This is a genomic window from Achromobacter sp. GbtcB20 (assembly GCF_019091095.1).
GTDB lineage: Bacteria > Pseudomonadota > Gammaproteobacteria > Burkholderiales > Burkholderiaceae_B > Achromobacter > Achromobacter mucicolens.
Map to the genome: position 1 here is coordinate 320,959 of NZ_JAGXJZ010000001.1, position 22,138 is coordinate 343,096.

Here is a 22,138-nt window from a genome sequence, read left to right on the forward strand (position 1 = left end):
TGACCGCCAGATGGTGGCGGCTGGCCGAGGGGGATCGATTCGTTCACTTGCCGCTAATTCCAGTCTTGCCGTGACCTACTCTCTTCGGTTTCTGGGAGAACACCATCACGGGTCGCTCGTTCTGTATTGCGTTTGTCGCGGGCTCGGGGCTGGTGCAGATGCTGCCGTCCCTGCCCGATACTTTCGTGCTATGGCTCGTGGCCGCGGGGGGCGCCGCTTCATGTTTCGTATGGGCGCGCGCGGGCAACCGTTCCTGCCGTGTACTTGCGTCCCTCGGGCTAGGGCTTTCGGCCGGACTGATCAATGCGGCGCTGCAAGCGCAGCAACGGTTGGACGATGGGCTTGCCGATGCGCATCAGGATCAGGTGTCGCGGCTGGTGCTGCGCGTGGCCGCATTGCCCGATGGCGACGCGAAGCGTCAGCGCTTCCTGGCCGAGGTGATGCCGCCCGCTCGTCCCGGCATTCCCTCGCACGTCCAGGTCACCTGGCAGGCTGGCGCGGGGTCCAACCAGGCCGTGCCGCTGGTGCTGCCCGGGCAAGTGTGGCGGATGGCGCTGGTGCTGCGGCGGCCGCATGGGTTGCTCAACCCCGCGGGGCCGGACGTGGAGGGGCGCATGTTTGCCAACGGCATTCGCGCCACGGGAACCGTGCGCGGGCAGCCCGTCCTGCTGGACGACCGGCCGTGGGCCACGCCCGGCATTGCCATCGAACGTGCCCGGCATCTCGTGCGCGAGGGCATGCGCGCGGCGTTGGGCGAGCATCGCTACGCGCCGGTGCTGATTGCGTTGGCGATTGGGGATCAGGCCGGCGTGGCGCGCGACGACTGGCGGATCTTCAATCGCAGCGGCATCACGCATCTGGTGTCGATCAGCGGCATGCACGTGACATCGATTGCCGGTATCGCTGGCTTGCTGGCGTCGTCGCTTTGGCGGCGCGTGCGGTGGCGGGGCGTGGGCCTTGCCGAGCGGATGCCTGCGCGCGTTGCCGGCGGGGCGGTGGCGGCGGTGGTCGCGTTGCTGTATTGCCTGCTGGCGGGCTGGGGCGTTCCCGCACGCCGCACGTTTTTCATGCTGCTGGTGGTGCTGGGTGCGGCGTTGTCGCGGCTGCCCTTGTCGGGCGATCGGGTCCTGGCCTGCGCGGCGGCCGCCGTGGTGGCGCTGGACCCGTGGGCCCCGATGTCTGCGGGCTTCTGGTTGTCGTTCGGCGCGGTGGCGGTGCTGTTGCGCATCGCGGCCGCCCCGATCGATGTGGATGCCAGCTGGCGCGCGCGATGCGCAGCCCGGCTGCGGCAGGCCGCGCACGTGCAGCTGATGGTCACGGTAGGACTGATGCCGCTCTTGGCCTTTCTGGTGCATCAGGTGTCGCTGGGGTCGCCGTTTGCCAATGCCGTCGCCATTCCGTCGGTGACGTTCATCGTGACGCCGCTGGCGCTGCTGTGCGCGGCGCTGTCGTCCGTGCCCGGCGCCGAGGCGCTGGCGGCGTTGGTCGGGCAAGCCGGGCTGGCCGCGTTCGACCTCACCATGACGCCGGTTGCGTGGGTCGGCAATGCAAGCTGGTCGAGCGTGCCGGTTGCCGCGGCCGGCTGGCCCTGGCTGCTGCTGGCGGTGGCGGGCATGATCTGGGCCCTGCAGGCGAAGGGTTGGCCGGGGCGGCACCTTGGGTGGTTCTGCATGCTGCCGGTGCTGTTCTGGCGGCCCGACAGGCCTGAGCCGGGCCATTGGCGCATGAGCGCGATGGACGTGGGGCAGGGCAGCGCCATCCTGGTGGAAACGGCGACTCGGTCGTTGCTGTTTGACGCGGGCCCGCGCAGCTACGGCGGCAGCGATGCGGGGGAACGGGTCGTCGCGCCTTTTCTGCAAGCGCGGGGAATCGGGCGGCTGGATGTGCTGGTGCTGTCGCATGCCGATATGGATCATGTCGGCGGCACGCGCGCGGTGCTGGGGGCGGTGCCGGTGGGGCGAAGTTATACCTCGTTCGATCTGCCCGCTTATCTACGGCGCGACGCAAGGTTGTGGCCCGACGTTGGCAATGCCGAACCGGTGTTGCCCGATACGATGGCGCGGTGCGAACGAGGGCTGGGATGGGAAGCGGACGGGGTGGTGTTCGCCTTCCTGCATCCGGGGCCGTCAGAACGCAGCGCGAAGGCAGATGACCGCAATGCCGACAGTTGCGTGCTGCGCGTGGAGGGGGCAAGCCATACCCTGTTGCTGACAGGGGATGTCGGCGTGGCGCAGGAGCGAGACATGGTGGCGCAGGGGCTTGCCAGTGCCGATGTGGTGCTGGCGCCGCATCACGGGTCAGGGTCGTCGTCGGGGCATGACCTGGTGAATGCGACGCAGGCCGTCCATGCCGTTGCGCAGGCTGGGCACCTGAACCGGTTCCGCCACCCGGCACGGGCGGTGGAGCTGCGTTGGAGCCGGGCGGGCAGCAGCTTCTGGCGTAGCGACCGGGACGGCGCCGTGATGGCGGCGTCGCTGCCGGATGCGTTGGAAGTGTGGGGACAGCGCGAGCGTGCGAGACGGTATTGGCATGGTCGTTAGCCCCCCACGTCAGAACGCGTGGGCCGGGGGTTAGACCTTGCCGGCCGCCAACTCGTCAAACAGCCGATCCCCACCCATCTGCCCGCCCTTGAGCATCAGCTCAACGCCATCCGTCACCGGATCGTCGCTGCGTGCAACGCTGACGGTCACGCCGGGCGCCAGCACGCAGCGAAACGCCAATCCCCACAGTCCCAACGCAAGAGTTGCCTGGCTGGACGTGTCGCCACCGGCAATCCCAATGCGGTTCAGCCGGTGACCGGCCTGGGCGCTGGCGCGCACGATGTCGGCAACCAGCCTGGCGGTGGCGCGGGCGGTGGCGGTGGTCTGGTCTGCGTTGACGGCGCCGGCAGGCTTGTCGGTATGCACCAGCACGTTGCGGCCCTGGGCCAGCGTGGCGGCGGCCAATGCGACCTGTTGCGCGGCGTAGTCGTCATCCGCCAGCAGCCGTTCGACTTGCAGCGCTTGGCGCGTGTAGGTTTCGCACGCGGCGATTTGCCGGGCGGTGACGGGCGACAGGCTGCCCGCCACGACCAGCACCGGGCCATTGGCCGGGCCGAGTGGCGTCGCCGGTGCGACGCTGGCGTTTCCCGCGGGTCGAGCGCGGGCCAGCGCCTGTTGCACGCTGCTGGGGCCGACGGCCAAGAGGGGGGCGCGGGAAGCGGCACGTTGAATCAAACGGCCGATGACGGGGAGCTGCGATTCGTCTATCAGATCCAGCAGCAGCGGACCGTCGGTGCTTCCGATGATCTGATCGATCCACGCAGCGAGCGCGGCTGAGTGCGCGGCGGCGGCCTGGGCTGCACCCGTCCTCGCACCTGGTTCCAAGGCCGAAGGGTAGGCCGTGTGCGGCACCGAGCGGATGCCCGCCAAACCCTGCGCCTCCAGGTGCAATCGCAAATCCGCCTCGTGCATGGGTGTCACGGGATGCACGCTCATCACGGGATGGCGATCAATGCGGTGAACCTCCGGCGCGGAACCTGCGCGCGCAAAGAGGTTTCCAAAGCTGCAATACCGGCCGATGCTGGGCTGCCCACCCACGATCGGCACGATGGGATTCGCAAAATGCCGACGCAATTCGCGCACCGCCACCCCAATGCTGCCGACGTGCGGCGCGCTGTCAAAGGTGGAACAGCACTTGTAGTGCAGCACGCGCGCCCCGATGCTTGCCATGAATGCACCGACCGCCCGCAGCTCGTCCGTCATCTCCGCAGGCGCCATGCCGCGGGCGGCGCCCGCGATGCCGATGGCATCCAATGGCCCGGCACGTTCCAGTTGTCCGGAAGAAGGCACGCTCAGAAAAAGCAGGCTGCGCAGCCCGGCGCGAGCAACCTCGGCCAACGTGTCGGTGGCGCCGGTGAAGTCGTCGCCATACCAGCACACCTGTGGCGCGGCGCCGCCAATCATGCGCGGCTTCCAAAAAATTCCAGCGCGCGCTGCAGTTCCGGCGCGTTGCGGGCGTAGTCTTGCAGGGTCTGGTTGTCGCGCACGGCGTGCCAGGCCTGGCGGATGCTTTGCACGCCGGCGGCGGGGCCGTCGGGGTGGGCCAGGATGCCGCCGCCCGACATGAAGAGCAGGTCGTCGCTGCGCACGGCGGCCCAGGTGGCGGGCACGGTGCCGGCCCATTGACCGGACGAGAACGCGGGCATGACGGCGTCGTCGATGCCCGGCGTCAGCGACGCCAGGCAGTCGCGGGCCGACTCGACGACCTCGCTGTCTTCCTGCGAGAACTTGCCTTGCAGGCCGTGCACGTGCATGTGGTCCACGCCCGCCAGCCGCCACAGCGTCTGGTAGGCCTGAAACCCTATGCCCAGCAGCGGATGGCGCGACAGCGCGCCGAAACCGTTGCGGTGGCCGTGCAGCGCCAGCGGCGTGCTGCGGCGCAGGGTCTGGATGGCCGAATAGCCGCACCAGTTCAGACTGGCCATGACGCAGGTGCCGCCTTCGCGTTCGATCAGGTCGGCGTGGCGGCGCATGGCGTCGGTTTCGTCGGTGATGTTGAAAGCCACCATCACGTTGCGGCCGGTGCGTTCGCGGTGCGCGCGCACCACGGCCATGACTGCGGCGACGCGTTGGGCGAGCGGGGCGTGGGCCGGGTTGGCGCACACCTCGTCGTCCTTGATGAAGTCCACGCCAGCCGCGCAAAGCTGGGCCACCAGATGCGCGGTCTGCTCGGGCGAAAGGCCGACGTTGGGCTTGATGATGGTGCCGACCAGCGGGCCCTTGTCCACGCCGGTCAGCGCGCGCGTGCCAGCGATGCCCACCTGCGGCAGGTCGAATTGTGCGCGGTAGTTGGCGGGCAGTTCCATGCTTTCGAGCCGCAAGCCGGTGACCTCGCCCAGGTCGTACAGATTGCCGCCGACGGTGGCCGCCAGCGTGGGCAGGTTGGCGCCCACGTTGGCGACGGGAAACGCGATGCGAATCCGCGCGCGCTGGAATTTGCTAGGCATGCCGCCCGGCTGGCGCGCCAGGTAGGCGTTGGGCAGGCTGGGCGCGTCGACCGTTTCCAGCGTTTCGATGGATTCGATGCGCGCGCGCGCGCGGGCGCGCAGCTCGTCGGTTTCGCCCTGAACGCGCGTGAAGGTGCCGCAGGACTGCTCGCCGGCCATGACTTCCGCGACCTTGGCGGGGTCGACGGGGGTTTCAATCAGGTAGGTGGCGGTAAACGATTGGGAATTCATGGTGGCGGTGTGCGGCAGGGGCGTATCAGAGGCGGCTCAGGTCGGGGAAGGCGCGGACGGGGTCCTTGCCGTCCCAGTTCACCGAGCTTTCGCGGATCAGGTCGAAGAGGCGGCCCTTGGGGCCCGCGACTTCGGAGAGCTCGATGACGGTGCCGGGGTGGTATTCGGTGTCGAAATAGATGAAGCGGCCCTTTTCGCCGACTTCGCCGCTCATCTTGGGCTTGAAGCCCTGCGCCAAGAGGCGCTCCAGATCGGCGTCGTAGCTTTCGGTCCAGTAGGCGACGTGTTGCAGACCGGTGCGGCCGGCCTGCAGGAAGTCGCGGTACATGGACGGCACGTCGTTGCGGGTCTGGATCAGTTCGACCTGCACGTAGCCGGAGTTGGCCAGCGCGACGGAATTGTGGGGCTCGTGGCGTTGGCCGTCGTATTCATAGTTCACGATCGGCACGCGGGGGTTGTAGTACCAGGGGCCCACGCCGAGCTTGGTGCTCCAGTAGTCCATGGCGGCTTCGATGTCGTGCACGACATAACCGAGTTGGCGGATCTCGCCCAGGAAACGACTCATGATGGATCTTTTTAAAAGGGGTGGCTGAGGGACGGGAAGGGCGCGGCCCGCGAGGGGCCGCGTCGCGTCACAGGAAACCGATGGAGAACCAGGGGAAGGCGGCCACGACGATCAGGCCGATCAGCAGCGCGCCGATGTAGCCCCAGATCGGGCGGATGCCTTCGTTGGGATCGACGCGGCTGATGGCGCAGGCGCCGTAGTAGCCGACACCGAAGGGCGGGGCGAACAGGCCAATGCCCATCGCAAAGATCACGACCATCGCGTAGTGGACCTCGTGCACGCCAGCTTGCACCGCGATCGGGAACAGCAGGGGACCGAACAGCACGATGGCGGGGATGCCTTCCAGCACGCTGCCCAGGATGATGAAGGCCACGATGGACACCGCCAGGAAGCCGTAGCTGCCGCCGGGCATGCCCGCCATCAGCTTGGCCAGGTCGCCCGAGAAGCCCGACTGCGTCAGCGCCCACGCCATGGCGGTCGCGCAGCCCACGATCAGCATGATGGCGCCGGACAGCGACGCGGTCTCGATCAGCATGGGCTTGACACGCGCCCAGTCGAAGCAGCGGTAGATCAACAGGCCCACGACGGCGGAGTACACGATGCCGATGGTGGAGACCTCGGTGGCGGTCGCCACGCCTTCGACGACGGCGGCGCGGATCACGAAGGGCAGGGCCACGGCGGGCAGCGCGATCATGAAGAAGCGGCCGATCTCCTTGAAGGTGAAGCGCTGCACAAGGCTCAGGTCTTCCTTGCGGTAGCGCCACCAGACCACGGTGCACAGCGCCAGGCCGAGCACCACGGCGGGCAGCAGGCCGCCCGTGAACAGCGCGGCAATCGACACGCCCGTCACCGAACCGATGGTGATGAGCACGATGGACGGCGGAATCGTTTCGGTCTGCGCGCCGGTGGCCGACAGCAGGGCGACCAGGTCACCCGGCTTGGCGCCGCGCTTTTTCATTTCGGGGAACAGCACGGGCGCGATGGCCGCCATGTCGGCGATCTTGGAACCCGAGATGCCGGACACCAGGTACATGGCGCCGATCAGCACGTAGGACAGTCCGCCGCGCACGTGGCCGAGCAGGCTGGCCAGGAACTGGATCATGGCGCGCGCCATGCCCGTCATTTCGATGAGCGAACCCAGGAAGATGAAGAGCGGCACCGCCAGCAGCATCAGGTGCGACATCCCTTCGTCCAGCCGGCCCACCATGACGACCATCGGCGTGTTGGTGGTCAGCGCCAGGTACGAGAACGTGGCAAGCGCGAAGGAGAACGCGATCGGCACGCCCGAGAACACGGTGGCGGCGACGATGCCCACGAAGAAGATCACCAGGTTCAGCTTGCCCAGCCCTGAAAAGAGCGGCTGCGCCATCCAGAATATGCCGACGACGGCGGCCACGCCGGCCAGCGCCATCGCGACCTGCGGCAGCGGCTGCGTGCGCAATAGGCGCAGCAGCGCGATGATGCCCATCAGGCCCATGCCGACGGGGATGGCGGCGGCGCGCCAGGCGTTGCTCAGCTCCAGCGCGGGGGTGATGATGAAATGCTCTTCGTGCGCATATTCGATGGCGGGCGCCAGGATCAGCACCAGAAACGCCAGCGATGCCGCCAGCGCCGCCGTTTCCAGCTGCGCCCGGCGTGCCGGGCTGACGTTGTTCACCAGCGCCGTCATGCGCATGTGTTCGCCGCGCCGCAGGGCCACGACGGCGCCCAGCATGGACAGCCAGAGGAACAGGATGGAGGCAAGTTCATCGGACCAGACCAGCGGGCTATGGAACACGTAGCGCGCCACCACGCCGGCAAACAGGACGATGATCTCGACCAGCACGATGGCTGCGGCAACGTGTTCGACCACGGTGCCCAGCACGGTGTCGAGCGCGCCGGCCGCCCGGCGTAGGGGATTGGCCGGCAGCGCGGGCGCCGCGGCGTGGGGAGCGGACAGGGAGGCCATGACGCGCGACCTCAGGCCAGCTTGCCGACGGACTGCTCCAGGAGGCCCCAGGCCTCATTGCCGAAGCGGCCCTGCCATTCCTTGTAGAAGCCCGCGGTGCGCAGTTGCTCGCGGAAGCTGTCGGCCGAGGGCTGGTTGAACACCAGGCCCTTGGATTCCAGGTCGGACTGCACCGAGGCGTTGAGCTTCTTGATGTCTTCGCGCTGTGCCAGGCCCGCTTCATTGATGCCGCGCGCGACGACCGTCTTCAGGTCGGCGGGCAGGCCTTCCCACATGCGGCCGTTGGCGATGAACCAGTAGCCGTCCCAGATGTGCTTGGTCAGGGAGCAGTATTTCTGCACTTCGTACAGCTTGGCGACCTGGATGATCGGCAGCGGGTTTTCCTGCGCGTCCACCACCTTGGTCTGCAGCGACGAATAGACCTCGCTGAATTGCAGGCTGGCAGGCGCGGCGCCCAGGCCCTTGAACATGGAGATCGGCAGCGAGCTCACGGGCACGCGGATCTTCAGGCCGTCCATGTCGGCGGCGGTATTGACAGGGCCCTTGCTGCTGGTGGTCTGGCGAAAGCCGTTGTCCCACATCTTTTCAAAGGCATAGAGCTTGCGCTGCGCGATGGCCGCGCGCACGTGGGCGCCCAGCGCGCCGTCCATGGCATTCCAGACCTGGTCGTAGTCCTTGAACGCGAAGCCGACCGCGTTGATGGCGGCCACCGGCACCAGCGTGGCGATCACCAGGGCGGACGGCGTGAAGAAGTCGATGCCGCCGGAACGCACCTGGGCCAGCATGTCGGTGTCGCCGCCAAGCTGGTTGTTCGGGAAGATCTTGATGTCGACGCGGCCGTTGCTTTCCTTGAGGATGCGTTCGGCCGCTTCCTGCGCGCGGATGTTCAGCGGATGCGTCACCGGCAGGTTGTTGCCGTACTTGAGCGAGTAATCGGCGGCGCGGGCGATCAGCGGAAAGCCGGTGCCGGCGACGGCAAGGGCGGGGACCGCGCAAAGGCGGCGCAGGGCACTGCGGCGTGTAAGCAGCTTCATGGTTGTCTCCGTTGTCGTGCTTATGATGTTTTTTGATGTGCCACAAAACCGCCTAAGCCGTGCGGCAGAATGGACAATAGTGAATAGGCGGTATCATCGTCAAATCCTATTCATGATGGTTTTTGATGTGAGTAAATCCGCCTCCACCCGTGGACTTGCCCGCCTGGCCGATGTCGCCGCCCGCGCCGGCGTGTCCACCGCCACCGCCGACCGCGTGCTCAATCGCCGTCCCGGCGTGCGCCCGGCCACCGCGCAAAAGGTCTTCAAGGCGGCCATCGATCTGGACTATCTGCCGGACGAAGCCGCGTATGCGGCGGCCGCGCCCGAGCCCATGCGGCTGGTGTTCCTGCTGCCGCGCGGCAGCAACCGTTACTTGCGCATGCTGGGCGACACCGTCAACTTTGCGCACGAGCACTTTGCGCCGCTGAACGCCAAGTGCCACGTCGAATACGTGGAAAGCTTCAATCCGGATGCGCTGGCGCAGGCGCTGGCCAAGCACGGCAAGCGCGCCGACGGAATCGCATTCATGGCGCTGGAACATCCGGTGGTGCGCGAGGCCGTCAACGCGCTGGCGCAGCAGGGCGTGCCCACGGTGACGCTGATTTCCGACATCGCCAACAGCGCCCGCACGGCGTACGTGGGGTTGGACAACCGCGCGGCGGGGCGCACGGCCGGCTACCTGATCGCGCGCTTCATTGGCCTGCGCGCGGCGCACGTCGCGCTGATCGCGGGATCGCGGCACTACCGCGCCCATGAAGAGCGCGAAAGCGGATTTCTGCAGCTGTATGCCGAGCAATTCCAGGCGATGCAGGTGGTGGACCTGCGCGAAGGCTACGACGATGCGCAGCGCAACTACGAGCAGACGCGCCAGTTGCTGGAGCAGTATCCGCAGCTTGCCGGCATCTACAACATCGGCGGCGCGTCGGACGGCGTGGCCCGGGCGTTGAAAGAGGCAGGGCAGCAGCACCGCGTGGTTTTCATCGGGCACGGGTTGACGCCCGACACGCGTGCGCTCCTGATCGACGGCACGATGGACGCCGTCATCACGCAAAGCCCCATGGAAGCGCTGATGAGCTGCGTGCGCATTTTCAGCAATTTGCGGGATAAGCGCAGCGCGATGAACGGGGTTGAATTGGCGCGCAGCCAGGTGATATTCCGGGAAAACTTGCCGTAGGGGCTGCTGCGCGGGTCGGCGGGTGTCTCACGCGCCCCTGCATTTGCGCCGATCATCGAGTCGCGGGCGTATGATTTCGGCTATGGGCTCGCACCCAGTGCGGCAGCGGCGGGGCATGCCGCTGCCTACTTCAACGGAAGGTTCCTCTACAACGGTTGCCCGGCGCCCGCCGGACGACAGCCGGGAGGGCGCTGCGCCATGGACCACACAGCCAGCCGCCAGGAAGCTCCCGCCTCTTGCGAGGCGGGGTTTGCCATGCGCTTACCGGCGGGTGATCACGATTTCCATGTATTCGCTGGGCACCACCACCGCCGAATCGCCGGACCGGTTGAAGCGGTCGATCTGGGCGGTGATGTCGGCCGTCAGCGCCGTCTGCGCCGCGGGGTCCAGCGCGCCGAACGCCTTGAGCAACGGGCCGTAGTAGGTCTTGAAGACCTGCATCCAGTGCTCGGGCGAGCGGTAGCGGAACACGAAGTGACGTGGTTCGCACGTGATCGATGCGGCCTGCGGCCCGAACATTTCTTCGATGCGCGCCTTGGTGCCCCACAACGCGGGGGATTTGACGCCGGCGGGCGGGGGCAGGTGCTTGCCGATGGTCTTGAAGATCTGGCCGATGAAGCCGTCGGGCGTCCAGTTTGCGAGGCCGATCTTGCCGCCGTGCTTGCACACGCGCATCAGCTCGGCGGCGGCCTTGTCCTGGTCGGGCGTGAACATGACGCCGAAGGTCGACATCACGACATCGAACGACGCGTCCGGAAACGGCAGCGCCTCGGCGTCGGCCTCCTGGAATTCGACCTTCAGGCGCTCCGCGGCGGCGCGTTCGCGGCCGCGGCTCAGCAGCGCGGGCACATAGTCGGTCGAGGTCACGTCGCACCAGCGGCGTGCGGCGGCCAGTGTCGCATTGCCGTTGCCGGCGGCGACGTCCAGCACTTTCTGGCCGGCGCGGACATCGAGGGCTTCGCAAAGCTGTTCTCCTACGATCTGCAGCGTGGTGCCGACGACGGCGTAGTCCCCGGAGGACCAGGTGCCTTGCTGGCGGGTCTTCAAGGCAGCCAGGTCGGGCTGTGCGGTTTCGCGCACGTCACTGGTGGCAAGGGAGGAAATGGACATGGTGAGTCTCCGTTAGTGCGTGGGGTGCGCGACGGCCTCCGTGGCCAGCGCGCCGGGGTGATGCAACCAGCGCCGCGACGATGTTCGCGTGCCGTGCGCCCCGGAAACAACGATAGGAACGGGACGTGGAGGCGGGCGTGGTAGCGGGCGTGGAATCCGGCGTGGATTCGTCCGGCGTGGATTCGTCCGGCGTGGATTCGTCCGGCGCGGGCATCCACGTGCACATGCTGGGGCCGATGCGCATCAGCCGGGGCGGCGTCCCGCTTGCGCTGCCGCCGTCGCGCAAGCTGCGGGCGCTGATCGCGTACCTGGCGCTGGCCCCGAACGCCGTGATGCGCTCGCACCTGTGCGAACTGCTGTGGGACATTCCGAACGATCCGCGCGGCGAACTACGCTGGTGCCTGAGCAAGGCGCGGGGCCTGCTGGACGAGCCCGGCCGCCGCCGGGTCGAGACGATGCAGGACGCCGTGCGCCTGGACCTGTCCGACTGCCGTGTGGACGTCATCGACATCGGGGCGGCCATGCAGGCGGGTATACGCAAGGCCAGCCCGGAGCGTCTGCGCGCGCTTGCGGCCATGTTCGCGGGGGACTTTCTGGAAGGGTTGGAGATTGGCCGCAGCCCGTTCTTTCACAGCTGGCTGACCGCGCAGCGGCGGCGGCTGCGGGCCTGTCACACGGCCGTGTTGGCGCATCAGGCCGTTCTCCTGCCCGAGGGGTCGGAGGAACGGTTTGCCTGCCTGGACAAGTGGCTTGCGCTCTTGCCGTTCGATCCGCAAGCCCATGAACTGAAGCTGGACGCCTTGGGACTGCGCGGGCAATGGCGTGAAGGCGAGGAGCATCTGGCCGCGGCCGTGCGCGCCTTCGAGGCCGAGGGGCTGGATGGGCGGCCGCTGCGCGAAGCGTGGCGCGATGTGCGCGCCCGGCGGGCAGGCGGCGGCCCGTCATCGGTTCCAGCGTTGAGTCCGGCCCCGGCAGGCGCCGCAGCGCCGATGAAACCTGCCCCATTGCCGGAAGTGTTTGCGGCCCGGATAGCGCCGCAGGACGTGGCCGACACGGATTTGCCCACGCGTCCGGCCGACGCGCTGCCGTACCGGCGCGGTCGGGCATCGATTGCCGTCATGCCGTTCGTGGATAGGTCGGCGCAAGCGGGCGTCCGGGGCGGGCTGGCGGACGGGCTGGCCTTTGACGTCATCGCGCGGCTGGCAAAGCTGCGCAGCCTGTTCGTCATCGCGCAGGGCACCGTGTTTGCCCTGGACCAACGCAGCGTGGGACCGGAGGAGGCCGGGCGCACGCTCAACGTGGACTACGTGGTCAGCGGCTCGCTGCGGCGCCATGGGCAGCGCCTGGCGGTCGACGTGCAGCTCGTCGAATCCCGCACCGCGCGTATCGTTTGGGCGGATGTGCTTGACCATCCGTTCGACGACGCCTTGCTGGCGCTGGACGAGATCGGCAATCGGATCGTGGCGTCGGTCGACATCGAGATCGAGGCCGCCGAGCGCAACCGCGCCATCCTCACGCCGCCCAATTCGCTGGACGCCTGGCAGGCGCATCATCGCGGCCTGTGGCATATGTACCGGTTCAATCGCACTGACAACGAACAGGCGCAGCACTTCTTCGAGATGGCGGTGCGGCTGGACCCGACGTTCTCGCGCGCCTACGCGGGCTTGTCCTTCACGCATTGGCAGACGGCGTTCCAGCGCTGGGGCGAGCAGGAGGCGGCCATCGATCAGGCATTCGAGTCCGCCGGGCAAAGCCTGATCGCCGATGACCGGGATCCGGCGGCGCATTGGGCGATGGGGCGTGCGCTGTGGCTGCGCGGCAGCCAGGACCAGTCGGTGAGCGAGTTGCGGATCGCCGTCGACCTGAGTCCGAATTTCGCGCTGGCGCATTACACGCTGGGTTTTGTCGATTGCCAGATGGGCGACGCCGAAGCGGCCATCGGCGCCTCAGACCATTCGCGTCACCTCAGCCCCTTCGATCCGCTGCTCTTCGGCATGCTGGCCGTGCGTGCGCTGGCGTTGGTGCGGCTGGGCCGGATCGACGAGGCGGCGGGGTGGGCGGTCAAGGCGGCCGCCCGGCCCAACGCGCACGTGCACATCCTGGCAATAGCGGCGTGCTGCCTGGCGCTGGCTGGCAGGACGGACGAGGCGATGGGATTTCTGCCGGCGATCCGCAAGGCGCAGCCGTCCTACCGCGTAGAAGACTTTCTGGCCTCGTTCCGGCTGGAGCCCGACACGCAGGCTCTTTTCCGCGAGGGCGCGCGGCGGATCGGCATCGGGTAACGCGGATCCCGCGTTCCGAATTCACCACGCCTCAAAAGATTCCCTTGCTATTTAACTGCCTAGGCAGCTAATATCCCGTTCATTGATTTCAAGCGCGACGCGCCAGACCCATCATGAGCAACGCAACACCTTCCGTGCTGGACGAACTGTGCACCGGTGAACTGGGTTTCCTGGTGACCTCGGTGCGCAATGGCATTCTGGACGCATTGGACCGCGAACTGGCGCCGCTGCAGATCACGGTTCAGCAATACGTCGTGCTCAATTGCATCGTCAAGGAGTGGGGCCGCACGCTTAGCGACTTCTGCCGCGTGCTGTCGTATGACTCGGGCGCGATGACCCGGCTGCTGGACCGGATCGTGGCCAAAGGCTTTATCCGCCGCGTGGAAAACGAGGCCGACCGCCGCAGCTCGCTGATCGAGCTGACCGAGCAGGGCAAGGCGGCGTTTCCGCAGGCGCGCCAGGCCACCGAAATCGCGTTTCGCCAGTTGCTGGATGGTTTTTCGGAAGCCGAAGCGCAGGTGCTGCACAAGCTGCTGTCTCGCATCCTGATCAACGCGCGGGCGGAGTAGGTCTTCCGCCGGCGATTTTTTTTATCCATTTATCTGCCTAGGCATAAACAGCCTGGGCATATTAAAAGCTCTCTCGACCATGCAGTCGCCCATCTCGTCTATCCATTGCCTCCCGCGCCTGTGGCGCAGTGCGGGCCTCGTCCTGGCTGCGTCTGTTTTGGCCGGATGTGCAAGCACGGGCGGTCTGCACACCCAATCGTCGATCGGCAGCGCGAACGGGCTGGCAGTCAGCGCATCTTTGCAAGGATCGCCCGTCTCGCCGGCTGCGTGGCCGACGCAGGCGTGGTGGGAGACCTTCGGCGACGCGCAGTTGAACCAGCTTGTGCAGGCTGCTCTGGCCGGACAGCCCAGCCTGCGGGCGGCGGCGGCGCGGGTGCGGCAGGCCGATGCGCTGGCCAGCGTCGCGGGGGCGCCGCTGTCGCCGCAAGGAAACTTGAGCGGCCGCGCGACGCGCCAGCGGTTCAGCGAGCACAGCACCACGCCGCAGCCGCTGGCCGGCGCGTGGGATTGGACGGCGGACCTGCAGGCGGGCGTGGGCTACGAGATCGATTTCTGGGGCAAGAACCGGGCGGCGCTGGACGCGGCGCTGCAACGCGCGCAGGCCGCCGAGGTGGACCTGCATGCCGCCGAGCTGATGCTCACGACCTCGCTGGTCCGCGCGTATCTGAAACTGGACGCCGCCTACCAGCTGTGCGATCTGGCCGAAGAGACGCTGCGTCAACGCGAGACCACGCTGGCGTTGACGCAGCGCCGCGTCGACGCCCAGCTGGATTCACGTCTGGACATGACGCAGGCCGAAGCCGCGCTCCCCGCCACGCGCGAACGCATCGCCGCGTTGAACGAACAGATCGCGCTGACGCGCAATCAGGTCGCCGCCCTGGTGGGCCGGGGCCCCGACGCGGGCATCCAGCTGGGACGGCCGGCGCTGCGCGGGCGTTTTGCCGAGGCGATCCCGACGACGGTGCCGGCGGAATTGATCGGCCGTCGGCCCGACGTGGTGGCGCACCGCTGGCGCGCCGAAGCAGCCGGCGCCGAGATCAAAGCCGCTCGCGCGCAGTTCTATCCCAACGTCAGCCTGACCGCGTTTGCCGGCTTGCAGAGCCTGGGGCTATCGGACCTGCTAAACGCCGGCAGCCGCGTGTTGGGCATTGGCCCGGCGGTGTCGCTGCCGGTCTTTGACGGTGGCCGGCTGCGCGGCAACCTGGGCGCGCGCCAGGCGGAATACGACGCGGCGGTCGAACAGTACAACGGCACGCTGGTCACGGCGCTGCATGACGTGGTGGACCAGCTGGTGTCCCTGCGGTGGCAGGCTGAACGCTCGGCCCAGCAGCGCGAGGCGCTGCGGCTGACGCAGCAGGCCTACGACATGGCGTCCGCGCGCTACCGGAGCGGCGTGGGCAGCTACCTGCAGGTGCTGTCCGCCGAAGGTCAGGTGCTGCAGCAAAAGCAGTTGCTGATCGAACTGGACACGCGCAACCGCACGCTGCATCTGGACCTCATCCGCGCGTTGGGCGGCGGCTATCTGCCCGGCGCATCCGGGACGCCCGCGACGGCCGATTCCGGCGCTGCGACGCAAACCCGGTCATAAGCCGCCATCCCGCCCGATCATCCTTCTCTCAGCACTTGCAAGCCATGAACACCGAAGCCGCCCCGAATTCTCCATCCCCCTCATCCCGGCCGCGCAACGCCTTCGCCCGCAAGGTGGCCGCCGGCGGCGCGGCAATCCTGGCGGTCGCGCTGCTGGCCGGCGCGTATGCCGCGCAGGCTGACGGCCGATGGGTGTCGACGGAAGACGCTTATGTCGAAGGCAATGTCGTGCAGGTGACGCCGCAGGTGGGCGGGGTGGTGACCGCGATCCGCGCGGACAACACCGACAGGGTCGAACCGGGGGCGGTGCTGATCGAGCTGAACGGGGTGGACGCGCAACTGGCGCTGGACGCGGCGCGCGCCAATCTGGCGCGCAGCGTGCGGCAGGTGCGCGGCCAGTTCGCGATGGCCGGGCAGGACGGCGCCACTGTGGCGCTGCGCAAGGTGGACCTGGCCCGCGCCGAGGAAGACGTGGCGCGCCGGTCGGCGCTGGCCAGGATCGGCGCCATTCCGGGAGAGGAACTGGTGCACGCGCAGCAGGCCGTGCGCACCGCGCGCGCCGCGCTGGCGGTCGCCAGTGAACAGCTCAAGCGCAACCATGCGCTGATCGACGGCACCACGGTCGAAACGCATCCGGACGTGCAGGCCGCGGCCGTGCAGTTGCGCAACGCCAGCGTGGCCCTTGCGCGCACGAAAGTCGTCGCGCCGGTGGGCGGAGTGGTGACCAAGCGCGGCGTGCAGGTCGGGCAGCGCGTGGCCGCTGGCGCGCCGCTGATGTCGGTGGTGCCGCTGGACCAGCTGTGGGTCACGGCGAACCTGAAGGAATCGCAACTGCGCAATGTGCGTATTGGCCAGCCTGTCCGGCTGACGACCGACCTGTATGGCGATGGCGTGGTCTATCACGGCCGCGTGCTCGGCCAGGACGCCGGCACCGGCAGCGCCTTCTCGCTGCTGCCCGCGCAAAATGCCACCGGCAACTGGATCAAGGTGGTGCAGCGCGTGCCGGTGCGGATCGCGCTGGACCCGGCGGAGGTGGCGGCGCAACCGCTGCAACTGGGTCTGTCGATGCGGGTCGAGGTGGACACCGAGACGCGCGAAGGCAAACGGCTGGTCGCGGCGCAAGGACAGCCGCAGGTCTACACGACGGCCGTGTATGCCGACGAGCTGGCCCAGGCCGACGCGCAGGTGCGCGCCATCATCGACGCCAACCGCTGAGCCCGCGCATCATGTCGCCACCGAAACCCCCGGTCGCGCTGCTGCTGGTCATCGGCGCCCTGACGTTCATCGATTTCCTGCAGAACGGCATGGCGACGTTTGGCGCGGCGCCCATCATGGGCGAAATCGGCGCCAGTCCCGAGGAATACACGCATATCGCGCTCATCTACGCCTGCGTGGCGGTGATGATGATCGCCTTGCAGGGGTGGCTGACACATCGGCTGGGCCTGCGCGCCTACCTGCTGACGTCATTGGCCGCCGCGGGCGCCGGGGCGGCGGTCTGCGCGCTGTCGCAGGATCCGGGGCAATTTCTGCTGGGCCGCGTCCTGATGGCAACGGGCTGCGCGGCGATGCTCACGTCGTCGCGGCTGACAGTCAACCTGATTCCGCCCGGTCCGGCTCGATTCCTGGGCATCAAGGCCCTGGCGACCGGGCTGTGCGTGGGCACGGCGCTGGCGCCCTGGCTGGCCGCGATGGCGGTCGAGCACGACGGCTGGCCGTTGATGTTCTGGCTGATCGCGGCGCTGTCGTTGCTGGCGATGGCGCCGGTGATGCTGGTCATGCCGGGCCGCGAGGCGGGGTCGGTGCTGTCCGGCAACGTGCGCCTCGCGCCGATCGCCGCGCTGGGCGTGGGCAGCTTCCTGGTGCTGCATGCCTTGCAGCGCGCCTACTACGACTTCTTCAGCGAGTTCGCGTGGTTGGCGCTGTCCGCGGCGGCGGGCGTGGCCGCGCTGGGCTACTTTGTGTGGTCCGAAACGCGCAACGGCGCGCCGCTGCTGCGGCTGGGCGGCATGAAGGAAGTGCGTTTCCTTTGCGGGCTGGGCCTGTTCATGGCCTGCTATGTGATGCTTGGCGCCAATGGCTATCTGGTGCCGATGATGCTGCAACGCGGGCTGGGTCAGACCTGGATGACGGCGGGCGAGTTCTTTGCGATGGGACTGGGGGCGGGGGTCATGACCTGGGTCGTGATGTCGCAATTGCTGCCGCGCTGGCCGTCGCCGCGCAAGTTCTTCGTGACCGGCTTTCTGGCGCTGGCAGCGTTCGGCGTGTTGATGTCGCGCCTGACTCCCACTGCCAACCTGTGGACCGATGTGCTGCCGGCGCTGGCCTGCTATGGCGTCTTCATCATGATGCTCATGCCCACGACCGCGATGCAGACCTTTACCGGCTTGACGGGCGAGCCCGCGGTGTTCGCCCATGCCCAGCAGGTCAAGAACATGCTGGCGCAGGTTGGCCAGGCGCTGGGCATCATGTTGGCCACCGTCGGCCAGCAGTGGTTCACGTCGCGGCACTACACAGTGCTTCAGACGGGCATCGCGGCCGGCAACGCGCATTTCGAAGCCGTGATGGCGCAGCTATCCGCCCACTTTGCGGCGGTGGTGGGGCCAGGGCAGGCCCAGCAGCTTGCCACGGCGCGGATCGCGCAGTTGCTGAACGAGCAGGCGGCGCTGCTGGCCAGCCTGGACCATTTCCGGGTGGTGGCGGGCGTGGCGCTGGCGGCAGCGGCCGTCAGCCTGGTGCAGCGGGTGTTCCGCTAGCGTGTGTTCCGCTGGGCCGTATTCAGCACGGCCGGCTGCAGCAAACCGCTGCGATTCAGTTGCCGCCGAGCTGGGCGATGATCTGCCGCGCCACGTCCGCCAGCGACAGGCCGCCGTCCATTGCCGCGCGTTGCAGGCGTTCGTGCGCGGCCTGCTCGGTCAGGCTGTAGCGGCTGATCAGAAGCAGCTTGGCGCGGTCGATGCGCTTTCTTTCGTCCAGCGCGCCGCGCACGCTGCTAAGCGCGTCGTCGGCGCGCTGCATGCGCAGGGTCTGCTCGCGCATCATGTCCAGGATCGAGCGTTCCATTTCGTTGCCCACGCCGTCTTCGGGGGGCACGTCCAGGATGCGGCTTTGCACGCTGAACACCATGCTGGGCGCGCGGCCGCTGGCGTGATCCGTGTACCGGCTGAGCAGCAGGCGGCGGTCGTCCAGTTCCTGGCGGGTGTCGGCAATGCGGCGCGCGCACTGTTGCGCCAGTTCCTGCGCCAGTTGCGTCTCGACCGTGCGCATGGCGTCGATGCGTGCGGTGCACAGGTCGAACCACAGTTCGGCCAGACCGGTGTCCACGCGCTGCGCGTCGCTGGTGTGTTGCGCCATGTCGCGCATGCGTTGCACCGGCTGCGCCTGTTGCTGAACCTGATCCCACGCCTGTAGCGGCGCGCCTTGCGCGTACTGTGTGTAGACGCCGAAGCTGCGCGCCTGGTTCGCCGCCAGACCCAGCATCCGCGCCTTGCGCGCGTCGTCGAACCAGCCGGCGGTAAAGCCCATGACGCCGCAGGCGCGCTCCTGGCCGCTCAGTTCCTTGCCCTGCATGAAATTCAACAGCGCCACCAGCAGGCGCGTCACACCGGGATCGAGCGATGCGTCGGCGGCCTCGAAGACCACCGCCAGCAGGCTGCCGATCACCTGTGTAAAACGGGCGTCGGCGTCTTCGACCGGCACGCGCCGGTCGCGGACCGCGCGGCGCAAGGCGGGCAGTTCGTCCAGCCGGAATAGGGCATACGCGATGCAGTTGAGCAGGCGCGCCCGGCCGCTGGCGCCTGCCGGGTCGGCTTCCAGGCCGTCCAGAAAGGCGCGCACGTCGGTCTCAACCGCCTGCGCATCGCTGGACAGGCCCGCCAGCGCCGGCTCAAGCCGGTCGGCGGGGCTGCACAGGGTCAGGTTGGAATAGCCGCGTTCTTTTTGCAGCGCGTGCACCAGCGCGCTGATGCGCAGCACCAGATCGCAGGTGGCGGCCAGGGCTTCCAGGCCCTGGAGCTCGCTGCGGCGGGCGGCGAGCAGAAAGCGCAGCGGCGGCGGCATGTGGCGTTCGGCCATCGGAATCTCTATGCGTTATCAATGCGCGGGGCACCGCGCAAACCTCAGGCCATGCGGCGTTGCGGGATCGTTGCGCCGGCCGCGTCGTCCAGCACACCGAACATCCGGCAAGCCGCAACGTCGCCAATGACAAGCACGGCCGGGCTGCGCAACCGGAAGGCCTGGGCGTCGGCCGCCATGGCGGTCAGCGTCGAGGCGCAGACCCGCTGGCCGGGCAGCGAAGCGCGCTCGATCATCGCGACGGGCGTGTCCGGGGCCATGCCGGCAGCCAGCAACTGGCTGCGCATGTCGTGCACCTTGGCCACGCCCATGTAGACGACCAGCGTCGTGCCGCTGCGCGCCAAGCCGGACCAATCGGGCGTCGCGCCGTCCTGCGAATGCGCGGTGATGAGTGTAACGCCCTGGGCCATGCCGCGCTGCGTGAGCGGAATGCCGGCGGACGTGGCCGCGGCCAGCCCGGCCGTGATGCCGTTCACGATGTCACAGGCGACGCCGTGGTCGCTGAGCCACTGCGCTTCTTCGCCGCCGCGGCCGAAGATGCAGGGGTCGCCGCCTTTCAGGCGCGCCACGCGCAGGCCCTGGCGGGCGTAGCGCAGCATCAGGCGCTGGATGAATTCCTGCGGCGTCGAGCGGCAGCCCCCGCGCTTGCCCACGTGCACGATGCGGGCGTGCGGGCAGTGCTGCAGGATTTCGGGATTGACCAGGTCATCGACCAGGACCACGTGCGCGCGGCCCAGGGCCTTGACGGCCTTGAGTGTCAGCAGCTCGGGATCGCCAGGGCCGGCGCCGATCAGGGATACGGTGGGGAGATGGGCGGACATGGCGGCCTCGGTTCAACGGTTGAAGGCAAGTATCACGATCACGATGGCCAGGATCAGGCAGAGGCCCTTCCAGAAGGCGACCGGATTGCGTTCCAGCAGGGGCAGACGCTCGGCTCCGCGCATGTCGCCCGGGTGGCGCAGCGCGTGCGTGAATTCGGACAGCTCGGGCGTGCGGTGTTGCGGATCGGGGTGCAGGGCGCGGCTGAGCACCCCGTCGACCCATGCGGGAATCTCGCGCTCGCGGTCCAGCACGGACACGTACGTCAGGCGCAATTGCGCGGCGCGGCTGCGCGAGCGCGCGACCTCGGCGCCGTAGGGTAGCCGTCCCGAGAGCATCTGGTACAGGATCGCGGCCAGCGAATAGATGTCGGACCGCGCGGTGCCGGTTTCGCCCAAAAAATATTCGGGCGCGGCGTACTGGGCGGTGCCCAGCACGGGCATGGCGTCGTCGCCCTCGGCGCCGAGCTCCTGAATGCCGGCCGTGCGCGCCGAGCCCAGGTCGATGATCTTTGCCGTGCCGTCCGGCGTGATGATGATGTTGTCCGGCCGCAGGTCCTGATGCACGATCTCCAGCCGGTGAAAGGCCTGCAGGCCGCGCGCGACCTGCTCGATGATGGCGATTGCCGGTTCCAGTTCGGGGCGCGGGTTGGCCGCCATCCACTGTGTCAGCGTGCGGCCTTCGAGGTATTCGCTGACGGTGTAGAGCGATCGGCGCTGGCGCGTGCGCGGCCAGGCTCGCACCACATGGCGGCTGTCGATCCGGCGCGCCAGCCATTCTTCGGTCAGCAGGCGCTCCAGGTAGGCCGGGTCGTGGCGCATGTCCAGCGATGGGATCTTGATGACCACCGTGTCGCCGCTGTCCAGGTCTTCGGCCAGGTAGACGTGGCTGCGGCTGCTGGCGCGCAGTTCGTCCGTGATGCGAAAGCCTTCGAAGGTCTGGCCGACCTCCAGAAGCGGGGGGCAGGGCAGGCTGCCCGAGTACTGGGCGATCTCGCCCGCCTGCCGCGCGGGCAGGGCGTCCACACGCACGATCTGCACGGTCAGGTTGTCGTCGCTGCCGCGCCCAAGCGCCTGGCCGACCAGCCCTCGGGCGGCGTCCTCCAGATTGTCCGCGTGCGCGGCGACGGCGTGCAGCAGGTCGTCGTCGGTCACGTGTTCGTAGACGCCATCGGTGGCCAGCACGAACACGTCGCCCGGCTCGACGGCTTGGGTGTGATAGTCGATCTCAAGGTGGGGCGCCAGGCCCAGGGCGCGACCCAGATAGCTTTTGTCGTGCGCGACCCAGACGCGATGGTCTTCGGTCAGCTGCTCCACCGCGCCGTCCCGCAGGCGATAGATGCGCGCGTCGCCGATATGCAGGATGTGCGCGGTGGCACCTTTTAGCACCATCACGGTCAGCGTGCAGACATAGCCGCTGTCCTGGTCCTGCCCGTGGCGCTGGCGGCTTTGCGCGTGCAGCCACGCATTGGCCGCGCTCAGCACCTTGTGCGCGGACTTTTTCACCGACCAGGTTTCGGACGTGCAGTAATAGTCTTCCAGGAAGCTGGCCACGGCCGTTTCGCTGGCAATGTGGCTGACGTTGCTGCTGCTGATGCCGTCGGCCAGCGCGATGGCGATGCCCTTGGCGCCCAGCAGCGGTTCGTCCGGCACGCACAGCCCGTGAAAGTCCTGGTTGACGGACTTGACGCCGGGATCGGTGTGCTGGCCCACCGCCACCTTGAGCGAGGCGGCGGGCGCGCCGGGCGTGTAGCTGTCCATG

General features: G+C 68.1%; 16 protein-coding genes. 7 read left to right on the forward strand and 9 right to left on the reverse strand.

Annotated elements, in window-relative coordinates; all coding sequences use genetic code 11:
- Positions 1–158 precede the first annotated feature (158 nt).
- Positions 159–2,540, forward strand: coding sequence for a DNA internalization-related competence protein ComEC/Rec2 (locus tag KVT32_RS01500; RefSeq protein WP_217617550.1), 2,382 nt, complete (start codon positions 159–161; stop codon positions 2,538–2,540).
- A gap of 30 nt (positions 2,541–2,570) precedes the next feature.
- Here the strand turns inward: KVT32_RS01500 and KVT32_RS01505 are convergent, their stop codons facing one another.
- The 5 genes from KVT32_RS01505 to KVT32_RS01525 form a co-directional block, all read right to left on the reverse strand.
- Complete coding sequence (locus KVT32_RS01505; RefSeq protein ID WP_217617551.1) at positions 2,571–3,944, reverse strand: four-carbon acid sugar kinase family protein; 1,374 nt, start codon at positions 3,942–3,944, stop codon at positions 2,571–2,573.
- On the reverse strand, positions 3,941–5,218 hold the full coding sequence (locus tag KVT32_RS01510; RefSeq protein ID WP_217617552.1) for a ribulose-bisphosphate carboxylase large subunit family protein: 1,278 nt from the start codon (positions 5,216–5,218) through the stop codon (positions 3,941–3,943). The genes KVT32_RS01505 and KVT32_RS01510 overlap by 4 nt, the downstream gene beginning before the upstream one ends.
- A 25-nt stretch (positions 5,219–5,243) precedes the next feature.
- Positions 5,244–5,783, reverse strand: coding sequence for a VOC family protein (locus KVT32_RS01515; protein WP_056318999.1), 540 nt, complete (start codon positions 5,781–5,783; stop codon positions 5,244–5,246).
- A gap of 67 nt (positions 5,784–5,850) precedes the next feature.
- Positions 5,851–7,731, reverse strand: a complete 1,881-nt coding sequence (locus KVT32_RS01520) for a TRAP transporter large permease subunit (RefSeq protein WP_217617553.1) — start codon at positions 7,729–7,731, stop codon at positions 5,851–5,853.
- 11 nt (positions 7,732–7,742) lie between these two features.
- Positions 7,743–8,765, reverse strand: a complete 1,023-nt coding sequence (locus KVT32_RS01525) for a TRAP transporter substrate-binding protein (protein ID WP_062840772.1) — start codon at positions 8,763–8,765, stop codon at positions 7,743–7,745.
- Between the two features lie 112 nt (positions 8,766–8,877).
- On the opposite strand from KVT32_RS01525, the gene KVT32_RS01530 reads away from it, so the two are divergent.
- The gene (locus tag KVT32_RS01530; RefSeq protein ID WP_175155737.1) at positions 8,878–9,939 is read left to right on the forward strand and encodes a LacI family DNA-binding transcriptional regulator; all 1,062 of its coding nucleotides are present in this window, start codon (positions 8,878–8,880) and stop codon (positions 9,937–9,939) included.
- Positions 9,940–10,200: 261 nt separating this feature from the next.
- On the opposite strand, the gene KVT32_RS01535 is transcribed toward KVT32_RS01530, so the two are convergent.
- Positions 10,201–11,049, reverse strand: a complete 849-nt coding sequence (locus KVT32_RS01535) for a class I SAM-dependent methyltransferase (protein WP_152384724.1) — start codon at positions 11,047–11,049, stop codon at positions 10,201–10,203.
- Positions 11,050–11,174: 125 nt separating this feature from the next.
- On the opposite strand from KVT32_RS01535, the gene KVT32_RS01540 reads away from it, so the two are divergent.
- From KVT32_RS01540 to KVT32_RS01560, 5 genes are all read left to right on the forward strand, one after another.
- A complete protein-coding gene (locus KVT32_RS01540; protein WP_217617554.1) occupies positions 11,175–13,331 on the forward strand; it encodes a transcriptional regulator in 2,157 nt (718 codons plus the stop codon).
- A gap of 113 nt (positions 13,332–13,444) precedes the next feature.
- Entirely contained in the window at positions 13,445–13,900 is a 456-nt protein-coding gene (locus KVT32_RS01545; protein WP_217617555.1) for a MarR family winged helix-turn-helix transcriptional regulator, read from the forward strand.
- 79 nt (positions 13,901–13,979) lie between these two features.
- A complete protein-coding gene (locus tag KVT32_RS01550) occupies positions 13,980–15,488 on the forward strand; it encodes an efflux transporter outer membrane subunit (RefSeq protein WP_217617556.1) in 1,509 nt (502 codons plus the stop codon).
- Positions 15,489–15,532: 44 nt separating this feature from the next.
- Positions 15,533–16,702 (forward strand): efflux RND transporter periplasmic adaptor subunit, encoded by a 1,170-nt coding sequence (locus KVT32_RS01555; protein WP_217617557.1) that lies wholly within the window; start codon positions 15,533–15,535, stop codon positions 16,700–16,702.
- An 11-nt stretch (positions 16,703–16,713) separates the two neighbouring features.
- Positions 16,714–18,240 carry an MFS transporter gene (locus KVT32_RS01560; protein ID WP_217617558.1) on the forward strand — a complete coding sequence of 509 codons (1,527 nt, stop codon included), beginning with the start codon at positions 16,714–16,716 and terminating at the stop codon, positions 18,238–18,240.
- 55 nt (positions 18,241–18,295) lie between these two features.
- Here KVT32_RS01560 and KVT32_RS01565 read toward each other — a convergent pair whose 3' ends face one another.
- From KVT32_RS01565 to KVT32_RS01575, 3 genes are read right to left on the reverse strand one after another with little or no spacing between them, the layout of a single operon-like run.
- Complete coding sequence (locus KVT32_RS01565; RefSeq protein ID WP_152384718.1) at positions 18,296–19,558, reverse strand: nitrate- and nitrite sensing domain-containing protein; 1,263 nt, start codon at positions 19,556–19,558, stop codon at positions 18,296–18,298.
- 44 nt (positions 19,559–19,602) lie between these two features.
- Complete coding sequence (cobA, locus tag KVT32_RS01570) at positions 19,603–20,379, reverse strand: uroporphyrinogen-III C-methyltransferase (protein ID WP_152384717.1); 777 nt, start codon at positions 20,377–20,379, stop codon at positions 19,603–19,605.
- Between the two features lie 12 nt (positions 20,380–20,391).
- A complete protein-coding gene (locus KVT32_RS01575; protein ID WP_152384716.1) occupies positions 20,392–22,137 on the reverse strand; it encodes a bifunctional protein-serine/threonine kinase/phosphatase in 1,746 nt (581 codons plus the stop codon).
- Position 22,138 lies beyond the last annotated feature (1 nt).

Bases quoted from the DNA above. Each gene is read 5' to 3' on its own strand.
- KVT32_RS01500 (WP_217617550.1), top strand. From the start codon at position 159: ATGCTGCCGTCCCTGCCCGATACTTTCGTGCTATGGCTCGTGGCCGCG.
- KVT32_RS01505 (WP_217617551.1), bottom strand. From the start codon at position 3,944: ATGATTGGCGGCGCCGCGCCACAGGTGTGCTGGTATGGCGACGACTTC.
- KVT32_RS01510 (WP_217617552.1), bottom strand. From the start codon at position 5,218: ATGAATTCCCAATCGTTTACCGCCACCTACCTGATTGAAACCCCCGTC.
- KVT32_RS01515 (WP_056318999.1), bottom strand. From the start codon at position 5,783: ATGAGTCGTTTCCTGGGCGAGATCCGCCAACTCGGTTATGTCGTGCAC.
- KVT32_RS01520 (WP_217617553.1), bottom strand. From the start codon at position 7,731: ATGGCCTCCCTGTCCGCTCCCCACGCCGCGGCGCCCGCGCTGCCGGCC.
- KVT32_RS01525 (WP_062840772.1), bottom strand. From the start codon at position 8,765: ATGAAGCTGCTTACACGCCGCAGTGCCCTGCGCCGCCTTTGCGCGGTC.
- KVT32_RS01530 (WP_175155737.1), top strand. From the start codon at position 8,878: ATGATGGTTTTTGATGTGAGTAAATCCGCCTCCACCCGTGGACTTGCC.
- KVT32_RS01535 (WP_152384724.1), bottom strand. From the start codon at position 11,049: ATGTCCATTTCCTCCCTTGCCACCAGTGACGTGCGCGAAACCGCACAG.
- KVT32_RS01545 (WP_217617555.1), top strand. From the start codon at position 13,445: ATGAGCAACGCAACACCTTCCGTGCTGGACGAACTGTGCACCGGTGAA.
- KVT32_RS01550 (WP_217617556.1), top strand. From the start codon at position 13,980: ATGCAGTCGCCCATCTCGTCTATCCATTGCCTCCCGCGCCTGTGGCGC.
- KVT32_RS01555 (WP_217617557.1), top strand. From the start codon at position 15,533: ATGAACACCGAAGCCGCCCCGAATTCTCCATCCCCCTCATCCCGGCCG.
- KVT32_RS01560 (WP_217617558.1), top strand. From the start codon at position 16,714: ATGTCGCCACCGAAACCCCCGGTCGCGCTGCTGCTGGTCATCGGCGCC.
- KVT32_RS01565 (WP_152384718.1), bottom strand. From the start codon at position 19,558: ATGGCCGAACGCCACATGCCGCCGCCGCTGCGCTTTCTGCTCGCCGCC.
- cobA (WP_152384717.1), bottom strand. From the start codon at position 20,379: ATGTCCGCCCATCTCCCCACCGTATCCCTGATCGGCGCCGGCCCTGGC.
- KVT32_RS01575 (WP_152384716.1), bottom strand. From the start codon at position 22,137: ATGGACAGCTACACGCCCGGCGCGCCCGCCGCCTCGCTCAAGGTGGCG.